At 58.7% G+C, this 18,745-nt stretch carries 21 protein-coding genes; 7 read left to right on the forward strand and 14 right to left on the reverse strand.

Annotated features, from left to right (window positions below; translation table 11 throughout):
- The first annotated feature begins 78 nt into the window (after positions 1-78).
- Genes yidC through yihA form a run of 3 tightly spaced genes read left to right on the forward strand, consistent with a single transcriptional unit; the run spans position 79 to position 3,283 of the window.
- The gene (gene yidC / locus G0Q00_RS11515; RefSeq protein WP_163039461.1) at positions 79-1,881 is read left to right on the forward strand and encodes a membrane protein insertase YidC; all 1,803 of its coding nucleotides are present in this window, start codon (positions 79-81) and stop codon (positions 1,879-1,881) included.
- The gene (locus tag G0Q00_RS11520) at positions 1,878-2,633 is read left to right on the forward strand and encodes an MOSC domain-containing protein (RefSeq protein ID WP_163039463.1); all 756 of its coding nucleotides are present in this window, start codon (positions 1,878-1,880) and stop codon (positions 2,631-2,633) included. The genes yidC and G0Q00_RS11520 overlap by 4 nt, the downstream gene beginning before the upstream one ends.
- Positions 2,630-3,283 (forward strand): ribosome biogenesis GTP-binding protein YihA/YsxC, encoded by a 654-nt coding sequence (gene yihA / locus G0Q00_RS11525; RefSeq protein WP_163039465.1) that lies wholly within the window; start codon positions 2,630-2,632, stop codon positions 3,281-3,283. Before G0Q00_RS11520 ends, yihA begins: the two co-directional genes overlap by 4 nt.
- A 42-nt stretch (positions 3,284-3,325) precedes the next feature.
- Here yihA and G0Q00_RS11530 read toward each other — a convergent pair whose 3' ends face one another.
- A complete protein-coding gene (locus G0Q00_RS11530) occupies positions 3,326-4,060 on the reverse strand; it encodes an SDR family NAD(P)-dependent oxidoreductase (protein WP_163039467.1) in 735 nt (244 codons plus the stop codon).
- A 105-nt stretch (positions 4,061-4,165) separates the two neighbouring features.
- On the opposite strand from G0Q00_RS11530, the gene argB reads away from it, so the two are divergent.
- The 4 genes from argB to G0Q00_RS11550 are packed head-to-tail and all read left to right on the forward strand — an operon-like array spanning position 4,166 to position 6,987.
- A complete protein-coding gene (argB, locus tag G0Q00_RS11535) occupies positions 4,166-5,026 on the forward strand; it encodes an acetylglutamate kinase (protein ID WP_163039469.1) in 861 nt (286 codons plus the stop codon).
- Positions 5,027-5,078: 52 nt separating this feature from the next.
- Positions 5,079-5,873, forward strand: coding sequence for a sterol desaturase family protein (locus G0Q00_RS11540; protein WP_163039472.1), 795 nt, complete (start codon positions 5,079-5,081; stop codon positions 5,871-5,873).
- A complete protein-coding gene (locus tag G0Q00_RS11545; RefSeq protein WP_239058422.1) occupies positions 5,810-6,487 on the forward strand; it encodes a ferredoxin in 678 nt (225 codons plus the stop codon). Before G0Q00_RS11540 ends, G0Q00_RS11545 begins: the two co-directional genes overlap by 64 nt.
- The gene (locus G0Q00_RS11550) at positions 6,484-6,987 is read left to right on the forward strand and encodes a histidine phosphatase family protein (protein WP_163039474.1); all 504 of its coding nucleotides are present in this window, start codon (positions 6,484-6,486) and stop codon (positions 6,985-6,987) included. Before G0Q00_RS11545 ends, G0Q00_RS11550 begins: the two co-directional genes overlap by 4 nt.
- 17 nt (positions 6,988-7,004) lie before the next feature.
- Here G0Q00_RS11550 and G0Q00_RS11555 read toward each other — a convergent pair whose 3' ends face one another.
- The 13 genes from G0Q00_RS11555 to G0Q00_RS11615 form a co-directional block, all read right to left on the reverse strand.
- Positions 7,005-7,550, reverse strand: coding sequence for a hypothetical protein (locus tag G0Q00_RS11555; protein ID WP_163039476.1), 546 nt, complete (start codon positions 7,548-7,550; stop codon positions 7,005-7,007).
- Between the two features lie 21 nt (positions 7,551-7,571).
- Positions 7,572-8,021 (reverse strand): ribose 5-phosphate isomerase B, encoded by a 450-nt coding sequence (rpiB, locus tag G0Q00_RS11560; RefSeq protein WP_163039478.1) that lies wholly within the window; start codon positions 8,019-8,021, stop codon positions 7,572-7,574.
- A gap of 112 nt (positions 8,022-8,133) precedes the next feature.
- Positions 8,134-8,919: an amino acid ABC transporter ATP-binding protein gene (locus tag G0Q00_RS11565; protein ID WP_163039480.1), complete on the reverse strand. Its 786-nt coding sequence runs from the start codon at positions 8,917-8,919 to the stop codon at positions 8,134-8,136.
- A gap of 12 nt (positions 8,920-8,931) precedes the next feature.
- Positions 8,932-10,422, reverse strand: coding sequence for an amino acid ABC transporter permease (locus tag G0Q00_RS11570; protein ID WP_163039482.1), 1,491 nt, complete (start codon positions 10,420-10,422; stop codon positions 8,932-8,934).
- A 1-nt stretch (position 10,423) separates the two neighbouring features.
- The gene (locus G0Q00_RS11575) at positions 10,424-11,686 is read right to left on the reverse strand and encodes an amino acid ABC transporter permease (RefSeq protein WP_163039484.1); all 1,263 of its coding nucleotides are present in this window, start codon (positions 11,684-11,686) and stop codon (positions 10,424-10,426) included.
- A 121-nt stretch (positions 11,687-11,807) separates the two neighbouring features.
- Entirely contained in the window at positions 11,808-12,836 is a 1,029-nt protein-coding gene (locus tag G0Q00_RS11580; RefSeq protein WP_163039486.1) for an amino acid ABC transporter substrate-binding protein, read from the reverse strand.
- A 208-nt stretch (positions 12,837-13,044) separates the two neighbouring features.
- Positions 13,045-13,761: an ATP12 family chaperone protein gene (locus G0Q00_RS11585; RefSeq protein ID WP_163039488.1), complete on the reverse strand. Its 717-nt coding sequence runs from the start codon at positions 13,759-13,761 to the stop codon at positions 13,045-13,047.
- Positions 13,758-14,441, reverse strand: coding sequence for an HAD-IA family hydrolase (locus G0Q00_RS11590; RefSeq protein WP_163039490.1), 684 nt, complete (start codon positions 14,439-14,441; stop codon positions 13,758-13,760). Before G0Q00_RS11590 ends, G0Q00_RS11585 begins: the two co-directional genes overlap by 4 nt.
- Positions 14,442-15,482, reverse strand: a complete 1,041-nt coding sequence (locus G0Q00_RS11595) for an RluA family pseudouridine synthase (protein WP_163039492.1) — start codon at positions 15,480-15,482, stop codon at positions 14,442-14,444. It abuts the gene before it with no gap.
- On the reverse strand, positions 15,479-15,856 hold the full coding sequence (crcB, locus tag G0Q00_RS11600) for a fluoride efflux transporter CrcB (protein ID WP_133484920.1): 378 nt from the start codon (positions 15,854-15,856) through the stop codon (positions 15,479-15,481). Before crcB ends, G0Q00_RS11595 begins: the two co-directional genes overlap by 4 nt.
- A gap of 31 nt (positions 15,857-15,887) precedes the next feature.
- Positions 15,888-16,493 (reverse strand): cytochrome b/b6 domain-containing protein, encoded by a 606-nt coding sequence (locus G0Q00_RS11605; RefSeq protein ID WP_163039494.1) that lies wholly within the window; start codon positions 16,491-16,493, stop codon positions 15,888-15,890.
- A gap of 125 nt (positions 16,494-16,618) precedes the next feature.
- On the reverse strand, positions 16,619-17,935 hold the full coding sequence (locus tag G0Q00_RS11610; RefSeq protein WP_163039496.1) for a replication-associated recombination protein A: 1,317 nt from the start codon (positions 17,933-17,935) through the stop codon (positions 16,619-16,621).
- Positions 17,936-17,987: 52 nt separating this feature from the next.
- Positions 17,988-18,599, reverse strand: a complete 612-nt coding sequence (locus tag G0Q00_RS11615; RefSeq protein WP_163039498.1) for a LuxR family transcriptional regulator — start codon at positions 18,597-18,599, stop codon at positions 17,988-17,990.
- Between the last annotated feature and the right edge of the window lie 146 nt (positions 18,600-18,745).

The raw sequence follows: 18,745 nt of genomic DNA on the forward strand, positions 1-18,745 counted from the left end.
CATCGGGATAAACTGCTTGACCTTTCGGCCCTTGCCCTGTTGAACCACTCTGACCGAAAACTATGAGTGGTAGGCACGATGGACGACCAGAATAAGAACCTGATCTTCGCAACGGTTCTCAGCTTTATTGTCATCACCGGCTGGTTGATCATGTTTCCACCCGCCGAGCCCCCACTGCCTGCCGAGCCGGCCGCGCAAACGGCACAAGACACCGCTGCCGCTACAGCGCCCGCAGCGACGGCGCCCGCTGATGCTGCTCCTGCTGATATTGCAACACAGCAGGCCGAGGCTGGTCGCGTTGACATCGACACCCCCGAACTGGCCGGGTCGATCTCGCTTCTGGGCGGTCGCATCGACGATCTGAAGCTGAAAGAATACCATGTCGAGCTGTCGAAAGAGAGCGACACTGTAACCCTGCTGCGCCCCGCCGGTGAACAAGAGGCCTACTACACCCTCTATGGCTGGACACCTGGCGGCACCACTGCGTTGGAAGATGTTCCTGGCCCGACGACCATCTGGTCTGTTGAAAATGGCAGCAAGCTGACCCCGTCGACCCCCGTCACGCTTCGTTGGGACAGCCCGACTGGTCTGATTTTCCGCCGCACCCTTTCGGTTGATAAAAACTTCATGTTCTCGATCGAACAGGCTGTTGAAAACACGAGCGATGCCATACAGCGAATGGCCCCATATGGGGTGATCGCCCGCCACGGCGAACCGCAGGATCAGAAAGGCTTTTTCATTCTTCACGAAGGCCTGATCCGCGAAGTAGATGGCGAGTTGGAAGAGAGCGACTATTCAGACATTGCAGACCTGAGCTATGACGAGCGCGAAGCCTCTTTGGCAGACGTTCAGCAGGTTGAAGAAAACGGCTGGCTTGGCTTCACCGACCACTATTGGATGACAACGCTGATCCCGGAACCCGGGCAGCCCTTCACCTCGGTCGTACGCTATGCCGACAAAGCTGACATTTATCAGGCTCAGTTCCGACTGCGTGCACAAGACGTAGCCCCTGGCGCAACCGCCAGCGCAACGACGCATTTCTTTGCGGGCGCCAAGGAATGGGAAACCATCCGCGCCTACGAAAAGAACATGGGCATCGACAAGTTCATCGACTCGATCGACTGGGGCTGGTTCTTCTTCCTGACCAAGCCGATTTTCGCCGTCCTACACTGGCTGAATGCGCTGATCGGCAACATGGGCTGGGCGATCATCGGCCTGACCATCATCATCAAGGCAGTCCTGTTCCCGCTGGCCTATAAATCCTACGTCTCGATGGCGAAGATGAAAGAGCTTCAGCCCGAGATGGAGAAAATCAAGGAACGCGCTGGCGACGACCGCCAGAAAGTTCAGCAAGAGATGATGGAGCTTTACAAGAAGGAAAAGGTTAACCCTGCCTCGGGCTGCTTGCCGATCCTTCTGCAAATCCCGATCTTCTTCTCGCTCTACAAGGTGATCTTCGTCACGCTGGAACTGCGCCACGCCCAGTGGATTGGCTGGATCAAAGACCTTTCAGCCCCGGATCCCAGCTCGATCCTGAACCTGTTCGGCCTGCTGCCCTACGCAACCCCCAGCCCAGAAAGCTTCCTGGCGATCATCTCGTTGGGTGTACTGCCGATCTTGTTGGGTATCTCGATGTGGCTGCAGCAGAAGCTGAACCCGGCACCCACCGATCCGACGCAGGCGATGATCTTTGCCTGGATGCCATGGGTATTCATGTTCATGCTGGGTACGTTTGCCTCGGGTCTGGTGATCTACTGGATCGCGAACAACACCATCACGTTCATTCAGCAATACACAATCATGCGCAGCCACGGGCACAAGCCTGACGTTCTGGGTAACGTGTTGAAAAGCTTCAAGAAACGTCCGAAAGACGCGAAATGACGGGGGTTGTCGCTGGTATCTGGCGACACCCGATCAAGTCACATGGGCGCGAGGAGCTTCTGCGTGTTCCCGTGACCGAAGGGCGCTGCTTGCCCTTCGATCGCAAATGGGCCGTCGCACATGAGGCTGCCAAGCTAGAAGATGGGAAAAACTGGGTGCCCTGCACGAATTTTTCGCGCGGGTCCAAGGCTCCTAATCTGATGGCAATTTCGGCTGCCACCGATGAGCTAACGAACACCATCACGCTGACCCATCCCGCACAGCCCGGCATCACGATCAATCCAGATCGCGCGGAAGACCACGAGAGGTTCCTAAACTGGGTCAAACCGCTGTCGCCGACCAACCGCGCCCTACCAGAGCGACTGGTGACTGTAGGACGCGGGATGACTGACACGGATTATGAAAGCGTGTCCTTCATCAACCTCGCCTCTCACCGTGCTGTTGAAGAAAAGTTAGGTCGCGAAATCTCGCCAACGCGCTGGCGTGGAAATGTCCTGCTGGAAGGCTTCGACCCGTGGGAGGAACGCACATGGATCGGCAAACGCCTGCGCATCGGCGAGGCAGAATTTGAGGTCCGCGAACACGTCACGCGCTGCATGGCAACGACCGCCAGTACACGCACAGGCGAACGCGACGCAGATACGTTGGGCGTTCTGAACCAGAACTGGGGGCACCAGGATTGCGGCGTCTATGCCGTGGTGACCAAGCCCGGTGTGATCGTACGCGAAGAACAGGTCGAGGTGATCGAATGACCATGCTTCCATTTCCAATGGCCGAAGAGCCGGATCAGGCGTCGAAGGAAAAAGGCCGCTTGCTGTTTGCGGGCGCGACCGACTTTCTGAAAGGTGTCGTCGCGATGGACGGCCTGCCTGCACCGGACCGGATTGAGGTGTGCTTCGCCGGGCGCTCGAACGTCGGGAAATCCAGCCTGATCAACGCCCTAACTGGGCGCGTCAAGCTGGCCCGCGCGTCGAACACACCCGGCCGCACACAAGAAATCAACTTCTTCACAACCACCGGCGGTCCGTATCTGGTCGACCTGCCGGGCTATGGTTATGCGAATGCTCCGTTGAAGATCGTTGAGAAATGGCAGCGCCTTCTGAAGAACTACCTGTCGGGTCGTCAGAACCTGCGCAGGGCCTTCGTTCTGGTCGACTCGCGCCATGGCGTGAAGAAGGTCGATGAAGAGATCATGACCCTTCTGGACAAGTCCGCCGTGACCTTCCAAGTGGTGATGACCAAGGCTGACAAGGTCAAGGAAAAGGACCGCGAGAAGGTGCTGGCACAGGTGCGCAAAGCGCTGTCCAAACATCCGGCGGCCTATCCGGAACTGGTGCTGACCTCGTCTGAAAAAGGCGACGGGATCGAGACCCTGCGGGCAATCATCGCCGGGCTGGACTGACCGTAGTCGCACGCCCCGCGGGGGGAAGCTGCCGCGCCAAAATCACACGTGCTGCGCGCCGTTCACCTCGATCTCGGCACCCGAGATATACGAGCTTTCATCCGAACACAGGAAATAGATCGCCGAGGCGACTTCCTCGGGCTGACCAAGACGTTGCATGGGCAGCTTTTCGACAATCTTCTCAGTGCCGGGGGACAGGATTGCGGTCTCGACCTCGCCCGGGGCGATAGCGTTGACGCGGACGCCCATTGGTCCGAAATCATGCGCCATTTCACGGGTGAGTGCAGCAAGCGCTGCCTTCGAGGTTGCATAAGCAGCGCCCGCGAACGGGTGGACACGAGAGCCTGCAATAGAGGTCACGTTTACCACAGCGCCCTGCGCCGCAGCCAGTTCCTCGCGCAGGCCACGGGCCAACACCACGGACGCAAAGAAATTCACATGGAACACCTTGCCCCAATCCATCAAATCGGTGTTGAGCGTGTTCAGACGCTCGCCCTCTGGTCCTTTGGGTGAAATGCCAGCGTTGTTCACCAACGCATCCAACCGCCCGTTCAGACGTTCCTGAATGATGCCGACCGCATTGATGGTATCGGCGGGATCGGACAAGTCCAGCTGCACGTGGTTCTCAGCGCCCCCACCCCACGGGCATTCGTCGGGGAACGGTTGGCGGGAACAGGTGATCACGCGCCAGCCTTCACGGTTAAACTTGCGCACGGTGGCGTGTCCGATACCGCGGCTTGCGCCGGTCAGAAGCAGGGTTTTGCGGTCATCACTCATGGGGCACCTCTTGTCACCGGCACAGTAGCAGGCGGGGCTGCGGCTGCAATGCCCCTTGGCAGGCCGCGCCCGAGCGCGTAACAGGGTTGGAACGAAGGATCAGAGATGAAGACCCAGAACATGAACCGCGATTGGATCGCCACCGCCCGCACCCTGTCCCAAGCCCTGCCTTATCTTCAGCGCTATACCGGCGCGACTGTCGTCATCAAGTTTGGCGGCAACGCCATGGGAGACGACGAAGAGATGGCCAGCTTTGCACGTGACATCGTTTTGATGCGTCAGGTGGGCGTGAAACCTGTGGTCGTGCATGGCGGCGGACCGATGATCAACGCAATGCTGGATAAGCTCGAGATCAAAAGCGAGTTCGTGAATGGCAAACGCGTCACCGATGCGGCCACCGTGGAAGTGGTCGAGATGGTACTGTCGGGCCGCGTAAACAAACGGATCGTGCAGGCCATCAATGCCGAGGGCGGCAAGGCCGTGGGCCTGTCGGGCAAGGATGCCAAACTTGTGACCTGCGATCAGACGAACCCGGATCTGGGCTTTGTTGGTACGCCGTCGGACGTGGATGTCTCCGTGCTGCACGATTTGGCTGCCGCCGAAGCCATTCCGGTCATCGCGCCCCTCGGCGCGGGCCGCAAGGGCGAGACCTTCAACATCAACGGCGACACGATGGCGGGCGCGATTGCAGCAGCCCTGAAGGCGGACCGCCTACTTCTGCTGACTGATGTGGAAGGCGTAAAAGGCGCGGACGGAGAGGTTCTGACCGAGCTGACGCCGGACCAGATTCGCGACATGACAGCATCAGGCGTGATTGCGGGCGGGATGATCCCCAAGACTGAAACCGCGCTGAACGCCATCGAAGGTGGTGTGCGCGCTGTGGTTATTCTTGACGGTCGCGCGCCGAACGCCTGCCTGTTGGAGCTTTACACCGATCACGGTGCCGGGTCGCTGATCCGCGCGTAATGCGCACCCGTTCGAGAGTTGAAGTTTCAGCCAGATCAATTACATTCCCAGCATGGAATATGAATTACTGATCCGTCTGGGCAGCTTTCTGGTGCTCTTTGCTCTCTTTGCGATGGCCGAAACGTTTGCGCCGCGCCGTAAACGCGTACAACCGCGCTCGGGCCGCTGGTTTACCAATCTGTCTCTGGTGGTCATCGACAGCGTCACCTTGCGGCTGATAAGCCTTCTTCTGCCGCTGCTGGCCGTTGGCGCCGCAATTGACGCAGCTCGAGAGGGTTGGGGACTGTTCAACGCCATCACCCTGCCCACATGGGTGGAAGTGCTGGCCGCCTTCCTGATCCTCGACTTCGCAGTCTGGACGCAGCATCTGGTGTTTCACAAAGTCCCGGCGTTGTGGCGCCTGCATCGCGTCCACCATGCAGACCGGGACTTTGATGTCTCGACTGCGCTACGGTTTCACCCGGTCGAAATCGCCGCCTCTATGCTGATCAAAATCGGGCTGGTCTACCTGATCGGTGCGCCAGCAATTGCCGTGATCCTGTTCGAGGTCGTGCTGAACGGATCCGCTATGTTCAACCACGCCAATTGGCGGCTCCCGTTGGCCGTGGATCGCTTCATTAGACTTGTTCTTGTTACACCTGACATGCATCGTGTGCATCATTCGGTGCATCGCCACGAGACGGACAGCAATTATGGGTTTTGCCTGTCGATCTGGGATCGGTGGTTCGGCACCTACACCGCCCAACCGCAGGACGGGCATGACGACATGGTGATAGGACTGGAATGGCAGGACGAAAAACCGATGAAGCTGGGTTGGAGCCTGATGCTGCCGTTCCGGCGGAAATAAACCACACGGCCGAAGCCCGCGCCGCCCATCTGGACGTCTTTGGTATGTTGCACGAGGATGGCGAGACCATCCTGCTTCTTGGGCCGCATGAGCCAGGATTTTGGCCCGCTTTCTCAGATACAACCGAGGCACGCGACGGCGCAGCGAATCCGATTGATCGCTGGTCCAAGCGCGTGATCGGAACGCTTGCCCAGCGCTGGGGCGGCATGGCGGTGTTTCCATCTGACGGGCCACCCTATCCCCCGTTTCAAGCTTGGGCGCGGGCGTCTGGCCGGGCGTGGGACAGCCCTGTCGGGATGCTGGTGCACGACACGGCAGGGCTGTGGGTCAGCTATCGCGGGGCGGTTCGTCTTCCGTATTTGCTGGACTTGCCGGATACGGGCGACAAACCCTGCCTGACCTGTGATGCCCCTTGCCTGACCGCCTGCCCGGTGAATGCACTTGGGGCCGACGGCTACGACGTTCCCGCCTGCAAATCCCACCTGAATGCCGTGGATCGGGCGGATTGCATGACGCAGGGATGCGCGATGCGACGTGTATGTCCACTCAGTCAAACCTATGGTAGATTGCCCGAGCAATCAGCATTTCACATGAAAGCGTTTAACCCCACATGACCCTGACTCTGATCCTGACCCGTCACGCAAAATCCAGTTGGAGCGACGCGAACCTTGATGACCATTCCCGCCCGCTAAACAAGCGCGGGCGTGCCTCGGCCAAGGCAATCGGGCGTTGGCTGGCGGATCATGGGCGTACACCGGACGAAGTTCTGTGTTCGGACGCCGCGCGCACGCGCGAGACTTGGGCGTTGATTGCGGACAGGTTGGTGGGCGTACCACAGGCAAGCTATCAATCTGCGCTTTATCTGGCGGACCCCGAGACCATGCTGGCTGAACTGCGTGGCACGTCGGCAGACACCGTGATGATGGTCGCCCACAATCCGGGATCGGCCTATATGGCGCGGCGTCTGGCAGCCGAGCCCCACCCGCACGAGAAGTTCCACCACTATCCCACTGCAGCTACGTCCGTGATCGAGTTTGATGCGGAAAGCTGGGCGGATGTGACTTGGGGCACGGGCCGTGTGGTTGACTTCGTCGTCCCGCGCGAGCTGATCTGAACAGCCTGACCCGGGGGTTAATCCCCATGCAACGTCCGCTCGAACGGGACGCCCGCCTGATGGATTTTGTCCATCATGGCTCGGATCGAATACCCCGTATACTCGCGCAGTTGGATCGACGGGTGATCGTGGAAATGCACCCAAAACTGCTCGTCGTTCGGGCCTTCTGAGCGGTAGTATGTGATGTGTTCTAGCTGCTTGATGGCGGTAAGCGGCACATGAAACCCCTGCTCAGAGCCATGGGCATGATCGGGCACCTGCCAAAGCAGATCCTCCTGCGTCAGCCGAAACCGCCATTCCCCCGACGTGCCCGCAGCGCGGCGCGCAAAGAAGATCAGTTTCGCCAGATGGTACAGCGCTGTGAGGATCAGAAAGAGGCCGAGGACCCCCCACAGGTCCCACGTATCAAGCGCGTCGAAGGACAGGGCCCAGACCGCATCATCGGGGACAAGCCACAGCCCCAATGCAAGGAATAGGGCCGCGATAACCGGCACGACAATGATCCGTTCCAGATTACGTCTGGAAACAGATTTGCGGATGTCGAATATCGGTTTTGCGGTCATGGGCGCCCTGCCCTCTGCTGATTAGCCTTCGATGGCTTCCATCATGTCCACGCGGGTCGCGTGACGTCCACCCTCGAATTCGGCGTCAAGGAAGGCGTCGACAATGTGCAAGGCCAGATCCTGACCGGCGACGCGTGCACCGATGGACAGCATGTTGGCGTTGTTATGCTCGCGGATCATGCGGGCCGAGAACGCTTCCGAGCAGACGCCGCAGCGAATGCCGTCCACGCGGTTGGCGGACATCATGATACCCTGACCAGTGCCGCACAGGATGATGCCCAGCGCGCAGTCGCCCGAAGCCACTTTGCGGGCCGCGGCCTCGCCATGTTTGGGATAGTGGGTGCTTTCCGGGGTCATCGGCCCGATGTCGACGGGTTCATAGCCTTTGGCGGCAATGTGGTCGGCGATGATCTTGCGCAGCTCGATGGCGGCGTGGTCGCTGGAAAGGACGATGCGTTTGTTGGCAGTCATGGGTGCGTTCCCTATCTGTCGCAGTTTGGCCGGGTTCTGGCCCAGTTCTAGCAGACTGGCAACAAAAAAGCCCCACCAGATGGCGGGGCTTTTGAACTTCGTGTCAGAAAGATCAGAGGATCTGGCTGAGGAACAGCTTGGTGCGTTCCGATTGCGGGTTGTTGAAGAACTCTTCCGGTTCGTTCTGTTCCACAATCTGGCCTGCATCCATGAAGATCACGCGGTTGGCGACCTCTTTCGCGAAGCCCATCTCGTGGGTTACGCACAGCATGGTCATGCCTTCTTCGGCCAGTTCCACCATGGTCTCCAGCACTTCCTTGATCATCTCAGGGTCAAGCGCCGAGGTCGGTTCGTCGAACAGCATGATGCGCGGCATCATGCACAGCGAACGGGCAATCGCCACACGCTGCTGCTGACCACCCGACAACATGCCCGGATACTTGTGGGCCTGTTCAGGGATCTTCACCTTCTCAAGGAAATGCATCGCGCGCTCTTCGGCCTCTTTGCGGGGCTCTTTACGCACCCAGATGGGCGCCAGCGTGCAGTTTTCCAGAATGGTCAGATGCGGGAAGAGGTTGAAGTGCTGGAACACCATCCCCACTTCCGAGCGCACCTTGTCGACGTTTTTCAGGTCCGAGGTCAGCTCGGTCCCGTCAACGATGATCTGACCTTCCTGGTGCTCTTCCAGACGGTTGATACAACGGATGAGCGTGGATTTACCCGAGCCCGACGGCCCCGCGATAACGATCCGCTCGCCTTGATAGACGGTCAGATCAATGTCGCGCAGCACGTGGAACGAGCCGTACCACTTGTTCATGTTGCGGATTTCAATAGCCACCTCGTCCGAGACGGCCATCTTGCTGCGATCAATTTGGTGATCGAGAGTAATCGAAGACATTTAGTCTCTCCTTTAGCGGTGACCCGTGTGAAGACGGCGTTCCAAGTACATCGAATAGCGCGACATCGAGAAACAGAAGACAAAGAACAGAAGGGCGATGAAGCCGTAAAGCTCCCACACCAGACCGTTCCATGCCTGGTCAGCACGGATGGCATTTGACAGACCCAGCGGGTCAAGAAGGCCGATGATCGACACCAGCGTCGTGTCCTTGAACACGCCGATGAAGGTCGACACGATGCCCGGAATCGAGATCTTCAGAGCCTGCGGCATGATGATCAGACGCTGCGCTTTCCAATAGTCCAGACCCAGCGCATCTGCGGCTTCATACTGACCACGCGGAAGTGCGGCCAGACCACCCCGGATCACTTCGGCCATATAGGCAGAAGCGAAGAGCGTCACCATGATCAGCACCCGAAGGATGATGTCAAAGTTCGTGCCCGGCGGCATGAAGATGTTCAGAAGCGTCGAGGCCACGAACAGAAGCGTGATCAGCGGCACACCGCGGATGAACTCGATAAAGCCCACGCAGAGTGCCTTGACGATCATCAGGTCAGACTGACGGCCCAGCGCCAGAACGATGCCGATGGGCAGCGAACAGGCAATGGCAACCACACCGATGGTGATCGACAGCATGAAGCCCCCGAACTTACGGCTTTCCACGGCTTCAAGACCGATCGGCAGGATGCTGTCTACCGCATTGGCAAAGACCGATGTCAGGACCATCCACCAGATGATCGCAGCAACGACAGCTACAATGATTCCGATCAGACTTCCCAACGCCCTCGAAGCGAAGACGAATGCGAAATAGCCGATCACAAAGCCAAGGGCGGCTGCAATGGGCAACCAGATGGTTCCCCCCCACAAAAGCCAAGGCGCGATGAACGGATAGATGGCCGAGAAGATCAGCGGATTCGGCAGACGCTTGGCGCCAGCCTCGATTTCCGCAGCGCGAGCTTCCTTGTCAGTGGACAAAGCCTTGAAGCCGACGAAACCGGCAGCACCCAGAAGGACCAGACCTACGATCATGCCTACGGCACCACCAAGGTACAGACCAGTCAGGCCCAGAACGGCCAGCAGCAGTACCCAGTTCATGCGGCGCGAGATCATGTTGAACAGAACGGGCGTCACGGCCACGAACAGCAGCGCAAAGGCCACAATCGGGCGCCAGCGCTGGTCTGCACCGCCTTCGCTACCATTCGGGTAGAACCCAAACAGAAGCTGTTGCCAGCGGTCGTTGATCACACCCCAACAGGCGGCATGATGCCCGTTACCAACGATTTCACGACAATCGTTTTGCGAGGTGCCGTTCCATGTGGGTGAGAAAACCCAAGGCAGGATGGCAGCGAGGACCATGTAAATCAGGATCAGCGACACGATGGTCAAGATCGAGTTTACGATCCCGCTAAACAGGTTTTGCCGCATCCACCCGACGACACCCACCGACGATGCGGGTGGCGCGCGCTCGGGCAACATTTCAGAGCGGACATAAGACATATCAGACATATCAGCGCTCCTTCAGCTTCACAGATTCGTTGTACCAGTTCATCACGCCCGAAATGGTCAGCGAGATCACCAGATAGACGGCCATCAGCAACAGAACCGTCTCAAGCTCGCGCCCGGTCTGGTTCATGGTGATGCCCCCCAACGTCCCTGTGATGTCCATATAGCCCACGGCAATCGCCAGAGAGCTGTTCTTGGTCAGGTTCAGATAGTTCGAGATCAGCGGCGGAATGATGACCCGCAGCGCTTGCGGCAGGATCACAAGGCTCATGATCCGGTTCGAGCGCAGGCCAAGCGCGCCAGCGGCTTCGCTTTGCCCTTTCGACACGGCCATGATGCCCGCGCGGACGATCTCGGCAATGAAGGCGCCCGTGTACAAAGACAGCGCCAGCCACAGGGCAATCAGCGAGTTCCGCATATGCGTCCCGCCCTTAAAGTTGAAGCCCTTCAGCTCGGGATAGCCCCAGTGCAGGCCCAGAAGGGTCAGCACGACCGCAGTCGGAATGACCACGACGCCAAGACGCCAGTACCATGTGGTCGGGCGATCACCGGTGGCTTCCTGCGTGGCATCAGCGCGACGCTTGATGATGCGCGAGATGAAAAGCCCGCCGAAGAAGACAAAGGCAATGGCCAGAAGGTCCAGACTGACATCAAAGCGCAGGCTGGATTGGCCAAACAGGTGGATATTTCCCAAGCTGTTCGAGAACAGCGGCTCGGGGATATAGACCCCACGATTGGTGACCGCAACCGTGTCCCAAAGCTTCATGGCCGCCTCGCCTTTCCTAAAGGCACTCGGGGCGGGCAGGGTCTCGATCAAGATCGCCATTGTGAACACGATCCACAGAAGAACCGGCACGTTGCGGAACATCTCGACATAGACAGCCGCAAGGCGCGATACGATCCAGTTGGGCGACAGGCGCAGAACGCCCATGACAACCCCAATAATCGTCGCCGCGATACAGCCCAAAGCGGCCACAAGCAACGTGTTAAGAAGCCCCATCAGCGACGCACGTAGGTGCGTATCCTGAGAGTTATAGTCCAACAGGCGCTGGTTGATGTCATAGCCTGCGGGTTCGCTCATGAAGCCAAAGCTGGGCTGTTTGCCCAAGTCAGCAAGGTTCTGAGCAGTGTTCGAAATAAGCCAGAAGACCAGGATCAAAAAGCCAATCAAGGCAATGATCTGAATGGTCATCGAGCGATACCGGCTGTCATACAACAGCATGGATAGCCGGAACTGGCCCTGATGAGGGTCGGTCATAGATGTCATGTGATACATCCCCGTTGCCCTTGGCTTGTTATTGAATAAGGCGGCTTGGGCCGCGGTGCCAAGGTGCGTTCAGATGGAAAGAAAAAGGGCGTGGTTAAACCACGCCCTTTTCATGAGTGTCTTAACGGAAGGGCGGCGAGTACAGCAGGCCGCCGTCGGTCCATTGTGCGTTCAGGCCACGTGCCAGAGCGATCGGAGTGTCTTCACCGATGTTCTTGGCAAACAGTTCACCATAGTTGCCCCCCGCCATGATGGCGCGCTTAGCCCATCCGGCGTCCAGACCCAGCATCTCGCCCAGGCTACCTTCGGTACCCAGCAGGCGGTTGATTTCCGGGTTGTCGCCAGCCGAAGCCGACAGTTCGCCGATGTTGGCCGAGGTTACGCCCAGCTCTTCAGCCGAGACCAGAGCGTTCAGAGTCCAGCGAACCACGTCACCCCAGTTGTTGTCGCCATGACGGACCAGCGGGCCCAGCGGCTCTTTCGAGATGATCTCGGGCAGCAGAACGTGCGCCGACGGATCTTCGAAGGTTGCGCGCGTGGCGGCCAGACCCGAAGCGTCAGTGGTGTACACGTCACAGGCACCTGCAAGATACTGCTGCTGAGCTTCTGCGTTGGTTTCGATCGGAACCGGCTCATAGCTCATGTCGTTGGCACGGAAGAAGTCGGCCAAGTTCAGTTCGGTGGTGGTGCCGGTCTGGATACAAACGGTCGCGCCGTCCAGTTCCTTCGCCGAGGTTGCACCAAGATCTTTGGCAACCATGAAGCCTTGGCCGTCATAGTAGTTCACGCCAACGAATTCGAACTTCAGGTCGACATCGCGCGAGAAAGTCCAAGTGGTGTTACGGGCCAGCATATCGATCTCACCCGAAGCAAGCGCGGTGAAGCGGGTCTTGCCGGTGGTCGGTACGAATTCAACAGCATTTGCATCGCCCAGTACGGCGGCTGCGACAGCGCGGCATACGCCCACGTCAAAGCCATTCCACTGACCGTTTGCATCCGGAGCAGCAAAGCCAACCAGACCAGTGGTCACGCCACAGTTCAGCTTGCCGCGCTCTTTGATCTGATCAACTGTCGAAGCGTCCTGAGCAACAGCAGCGCTTGCAGCGATGCTGGCAACAGTCAGTGCGCCAAGAAAAGCGGATTTCTTCATATTTACCTCTTCCTGATTTTGCCCATTTTTTAGGGCTTTATTTGCGAGCGTTAGCGCCCGCAGTGAGTGATGCAGAAGGTTGTTTCCCCTTCAACTGCGTCAGATTTTGAAAGGATTGATCATATTTCGTCAAGGGCAACATCGCGAATCGCGATACTTAACCTAGGGGAAAGTAAGAATATTAGGCACACCTAACGCTTTGGTTGCATTAAGTTTCGCCACCGATTGCAGCGAAGAACCATGCTGCAAGGGCAAAATCCTTGCCCTTCTTTTCAACCATTTCCTGCGCTTCGTCGTCCTTACCCCACAATTCCTCCTGCCAAAGCTCGTCCAGACGCGACAATTGCCATGCTGCATCTGCATCCAAACGCCCGTGAATGACGGCAAAAGCCAAGACCAGCGAACCAGAGATCGACACAAGATCGTGAAAGGCGGTCAACCGGAAAGGAGAAAGACCGTGCACCAAATCCGTCAATATCTGAACAGAATGCGCATCCTGCGCCTCGTGCATCACCCCAGCGACCGGTTTCAGGCGCACATTCAGAGAATCGACCGCCCAGTCAAGAATCGGATCCCATTTCTCGGCCTGACGGGCGACAAGCTCGCGCGGTTCGGTGGCGCGGTAGCACAGAAGATCACTGTCCCCGTAGGCGGCTAGCATATCCGCAACTGCGGCATGTTGCACCGATACCTTATCAATGGCCGAGTTCGACATGCGCGTCACTGGCATGGTGTTGGGATTCACCGCCTCTTCTTGCGCGTCCCATTCGGCAGCCATGGCATCTGCCAAGGCGCGCGACGGAACGACCAGAGGCGACTTGGCGGGCGTCTTCACGGCGCGCCCGTCGAGAAGCACCTGAAAGCCGCCTTCAGCCTCGCCGACCGAGGTTTCTTTCCAGAACCGTTTTGCTGCCCAACCGCTCATACTGTCCCCCAAAGTTCGTCCAGCGCTGCGGGCAGATCCGCAAACGCATCAATCAAAATGTCTGCACCGGCCGCGATCAGACGTTCGCGCGGGTGATAACCCCATGTCACGCCGATGGTGCGAAATCCTGCGGCCTTGCCCATGTCCATGTCAAAGCTCGTGTCGCCGATCATCACCGCGTTGGTCGCCTCGGCTCCGGTTTCGGACAGCGCGCGTTGCAACATCGACGGATGCGGCTTGGACGGATGATCGTCCGCCGTCTGGTGCGTTACGAAAAACTTACGTAGATCATGCGCGTCATAGGCGTGATCCAACCCGCGCCGCGCCTTGCCGGTGGCTACGCCCAGCAACACCTCGTCGCGCGGGTGCAGGGCTTCCAACGCTTCGCGGGCGCCGGGATACAACGGTGCGGCGGCCTCGCCACCTTTTTCGGCACGCAGCTTGATGAACATGTCCTTGTACTGCTGGGCCGCGATATCGACGTCACGCTCGGACATATCGGGTACCAAACGCGCGATGGCGTCGTGCAGGGATAGACCAACGATGGACAGAACTTCTGCGCGAGTCGGCAGCGCCACACCCATTTCACCGAAAGCACGGTTCATCGCCTCGACGATGAAATCCTGACTGTCGATCAGAGTCCCGTCGACATCAAACACGGCAAGCTTCAGGGTGGTCATTCAGAGCGCCTCGAACGGGTCATCGGCGGCCAGATCAGGCGTCCAGCCGAAGGTTTCGAACGTGTCCGCCATGTGGGGCGGCAGGTCTGCGGTGACGGTGATCGGCTTCTTCGTCACGGGATGTTCGAAAGTCATCGAGCGGGCGTGTAGGTGCAGTTTGCGCGAAATCTCTCCGCCGATCATCGCGCCCCAGCCGTCGCCCATATTGTCTTGAGACGAGCCACCATATTTGCCGTCGCCTATGATCGGATGCCCGATCTCGGACATGTGAGCGCGCAGCTGGTGGGTGCGGCCGGTGATCGGCTCCATCGCAACCCAAGATGCGCGGCTCGCCACGCGATAAAGCGTGGCATACAGCGTGTGTGCACGTTTGGCGTCGGGAAACTCATGCATCGCGCGGGGATGCACGCAAATCATCTTTTCACCCGCACCGCGCCCGCCACCGGGGGCTTTAAACAACCCATAGCGGATCTCGCCCAGATAGGGTGTCGGCACACCGGCCACCACGGCCCAGTATATCTTGCGGGTTTCCTTGTGACGGATCGCGGCGGTCAGGGCCGAGGCCACAGCCTGTGTGCGCGCCAGCAGCAATACGCCGGACGTGTCTTTGTCCAGCCGGTGCACAAGTCGGGGTTTTTCCTCGCGGTCATATTTCAGCGCCTCGGCCAGACCATCCACATGCTTGAGCTGTTTCGAGCCACCCTGCGTCGGCAGGCCCGCCGGCTTATTCAGGGCGATCACGTGATCATCTTGATAGATGACGCAGGACTGGATCATCTTGGCATCGGCGGCAGACACGCGCAACTTGGGCTTGGGCGCGGGGCGCCCCCCTTCCGGTACGGGTAGGGGGGGAATGCGCACTTCATCCCCCGGCCCTACGCGGGTCGAGGTCTTGGCCTTGGCTCCATTCACGCGGAACTCGCCCTTGCGGCAGCCCTTTTCGATCCGGCCCTGCCCGACATGCGGGAAGGTGCGCTTGACCCAGCGGTCCAGCCGCTGCTCGGCCTCGTCGGGACCAAGGGTAATTCGTTGAACGCTCATGCCAGCACCATTCGGGTCAACCAGAGACCCGCCACCAATGCGGCAATGGAAATCAGAACGGATCCAAGGATATAGCCAATCGCCGCGGCGCTCTGGCCGCGCTCGAACAGGGTCACTGCATCCAAGGAAAAGGCCGAGAAGGTCGTGAACCCGCCCAGCACTCCGGTCATCAAGAAAGGCGCTGCCGCTTGCCCGCCTTTCTTGGCCAGAATGACAACCAATGCGCCCATCAGGAACGAGCCAACCACATTCACCACCATGGTCCCGGCGGGAAAGCCGTGGCCCAGCAGGCGGGTCACCGTGGTACCGGTCAGATAGCGGGCCGAAGCGCCAAGCGCGCCGCCCAAGGCAACTTGCAAAAGGGGTGTCATCATTGCGTCTGACTGAGGCCAAGCGCCTTTATTGTCAAGCGTCCGGGTGGTCTTTACGCACGTCTTTCCATCCCGTGACCATCGGTTTCACAAGGTTTTCGCGCTTCCAGAAGCGGTAAAATAGGATTGCACCCAGATGCAGCACCACCAGCGCCAGAAGCAGAAGCGACAGGCGGTAGTGTAGACCCGCTGCCGCGCGCGCAGTGTCATAACTGACCCAGTCCACCAGCGGACCGGTGTTGATGAAGTCATCTGCGTCAATGAACAGCCCAGTCCCGGCTTGCAGGATCAAAACGCCCAGAAGCACGAAGACCGAAATAGCCCCAACGGGATTATGACCGGGCCAATAGCTCGGGCGGCGTTTGGGCAACGTGACCACATAAGCCAGCGTTTTCTTCGGGCCGAACAGGAAATGGCTGAACCGCGCGGCGCGTGAGCCAATAAAACCCCAGAGAATACGGAAGGCCAGAAGGCCAATGACCGCATAGCCTGCATAGAAATGCAGGGTCATGATGTTGGGCCCGAACTTGCCCAGCATCCAGCCGGTCACAACACAAACAACTAGCGCCCAGTGGAACAGACGCAGCGGCAGATCCCATACGCGGCGCGTTTCGATTGGCGGTTGATCCTGTATCGGCATTGCATTCCTTTTTGTTAGAACCAGATTGCCATGTTTGATCCGTTCTGGCGAGAGAGGGGCTTTGCCCCCATGCGTCTTGTTCCAAGACGCCTTCCCCCAGGATATTTGGGGCAAGAAATAACGGTTCAGGTTCGGCGTTTCGCGCGCAGTTTTGCGAAATAGTCCGTGCGTTTTTTCAGCTCTCGCTCGAAGCCACGTTCGACTGGCACGTAGTAGACGCCACGCTTCATATCGTCGGGGAAATAATTCTGCCCCGAGAACCCGTCAGGCGCATTGTGGTCATAGGCATAGCCTTCGCCATACCCCTGGTCCTCCATCAATTGCGTCGGCGCGTTCAGGATGTGTTTGGGCGGAGGCGCGGATCCGGTCTTTTTCGCCGCCTGCATCGCTGCCTTGAAGGCTACATAGTTGGCATTGGATTTGGGCGCGAGCGCCAGATAGATCACCGCCTGCGACAGGGCCAGTTCGCCTTCAGGGCTGCCCAGACGTTCATAGGTCTCCCATGCGTCCAAGCAGACTCGCTGCGCCTGCGGATCGCCCAACCCGATGTCTTCCACGGCCATGCGGGTCAGGCGGCGGGCCAGAAAGCGGGGATCCTCGCCGCCGTTCAGCATCCGGGCGAACCAGTAAAGTGCGGCATCTGGGTCCGAGCCCCGGATAGATTTGTGCAAGGCGGAAATCAGGTTGTAATGCTCATCGCCGGACTTGTCGTAGACGGCTGCGCGTTTCATCAGACGCGAGGATAGGCCTTCAACGTCCAGCTTGCCTTCGATTTTCCACGCCGTGACCTGCTCCACCAAGTTCAACAGCGCCCGCCCGTCGCCATCGGCCATTTCCAAAAGTGCCTCGCGCGCTTCGCCAGTCAAAGGCAACGCCTTGCCCAGCTCTTGCTCGGCGCGCTGCACAAGCCGCTCCAGATCGGACAGCGACAATCGCGTCAGCACCAAAACCTGAGACCGCGACAGCACAGCGGCGTTCAGCTCGAACGAGGGGTTCTCGGTCGTGGCACCAACCAGCAGAATGGTACCGTCTTCCATGTAAGGCAGAAACCCGTCCTGCTGGGCTTTGTTGAAGCGGTGGATTTCGTCCACGAACAGAAGAGTCCCCTGCCCGTTGGCACGGCGATGCTTGGCGGCTTCGAACACTTTGCGCAGCTCGGGCACGCCAGAGAAGATCGCGCTGATCTGCACGAAATGCAGATCCGTTTCATCCGCCAAAAGGCGCGCGATGGTGGTTTTGCCCACACCGGGCGGCCCCCACAGGATCAGCGACCCAAGACTACCCGCCGCTAGCATCGTGCCCAAGGGCGCCTCGGTGCCAAGCACCTGCTCTTGCCCGATCACTTCGGACAAAGACTGCGGGCGCAACCGATCCGCCAAGGGGCGCGGTGCATCATGACCGCGATCCGGGCGGTCGGTGGAACTGTCGAATAGGTCAGCCATGGGCTGAAACTATGCGCCTGTGTGTGCGGGGAAAAGAAGAAAACGACCTGCGCTAGATAAGTCGGTTTTCTTGCGCGCGTTGAAGCGCCTCGGACGTGGTACGCGCCGACAGGCGTTCACGGACACTTCGCAACCGCGCTTTGAGCGCACTTTCTGAGATCCCCAATTGCGCCGCCGCTTCTGCGTGGCGAAACCCTTTGGCCACCAATTGCAAAGCAGCACGCTGCGCAGGGGTCAGACTCTCCGGTGGCTGCGTGTTGTAATGAAGCTCGGTCGCCACGTTCAGTAGATGCTGAACTTCAGCATCTGTATATTCCCGGTCAGACCGCGAAAAACCTCCGATGCTCCGCGACGTGAGAGGCCCTATCGAAATTGCGACGCCGAATTTGGCTCCGTAGGTTGCCGCCTGATCAAGGACATGGTGCGGATCCGGGAAATCCATCTCGCTCCAACGGATAGCACCTTCGTTTTGAACGCCCCAAAACACCAGCGGATCGACCATCACATAGCCTTCATCGACGTATTTTACAGACCATTCTGGAGCGTAGGTGCGCAGCATCATATATGGCGTGCCGTTCCGAATATGCAGCCCAATCCCATACCCGGACGGTGCGAGCTTATCCAAACGTGACAAACTTTCGCTTAGGTCGGTCTTCGGTTGCATGTTTGGCTTGGTACCCTGCGTACTTCTTGGAGATCATCATCATGATCAAAACTATCTATTTAGACATAGTCGAAGAGAGTCAAACAACCAGAACTTGCAATTTGACGGCTGGGTAATACGCACCGTTATCTACATAAAAAAGAAAG

The sequence above is a fragment of the Aliiroseovarius sp. PrR006 genome, from assembly GCF_010500215.1.
Lineage (GTDB): Bacteria > Pseudomonadota > Alphaproteobacteria > Rhodobacterales > Rhodobacteraceae > Aliiroseovarius.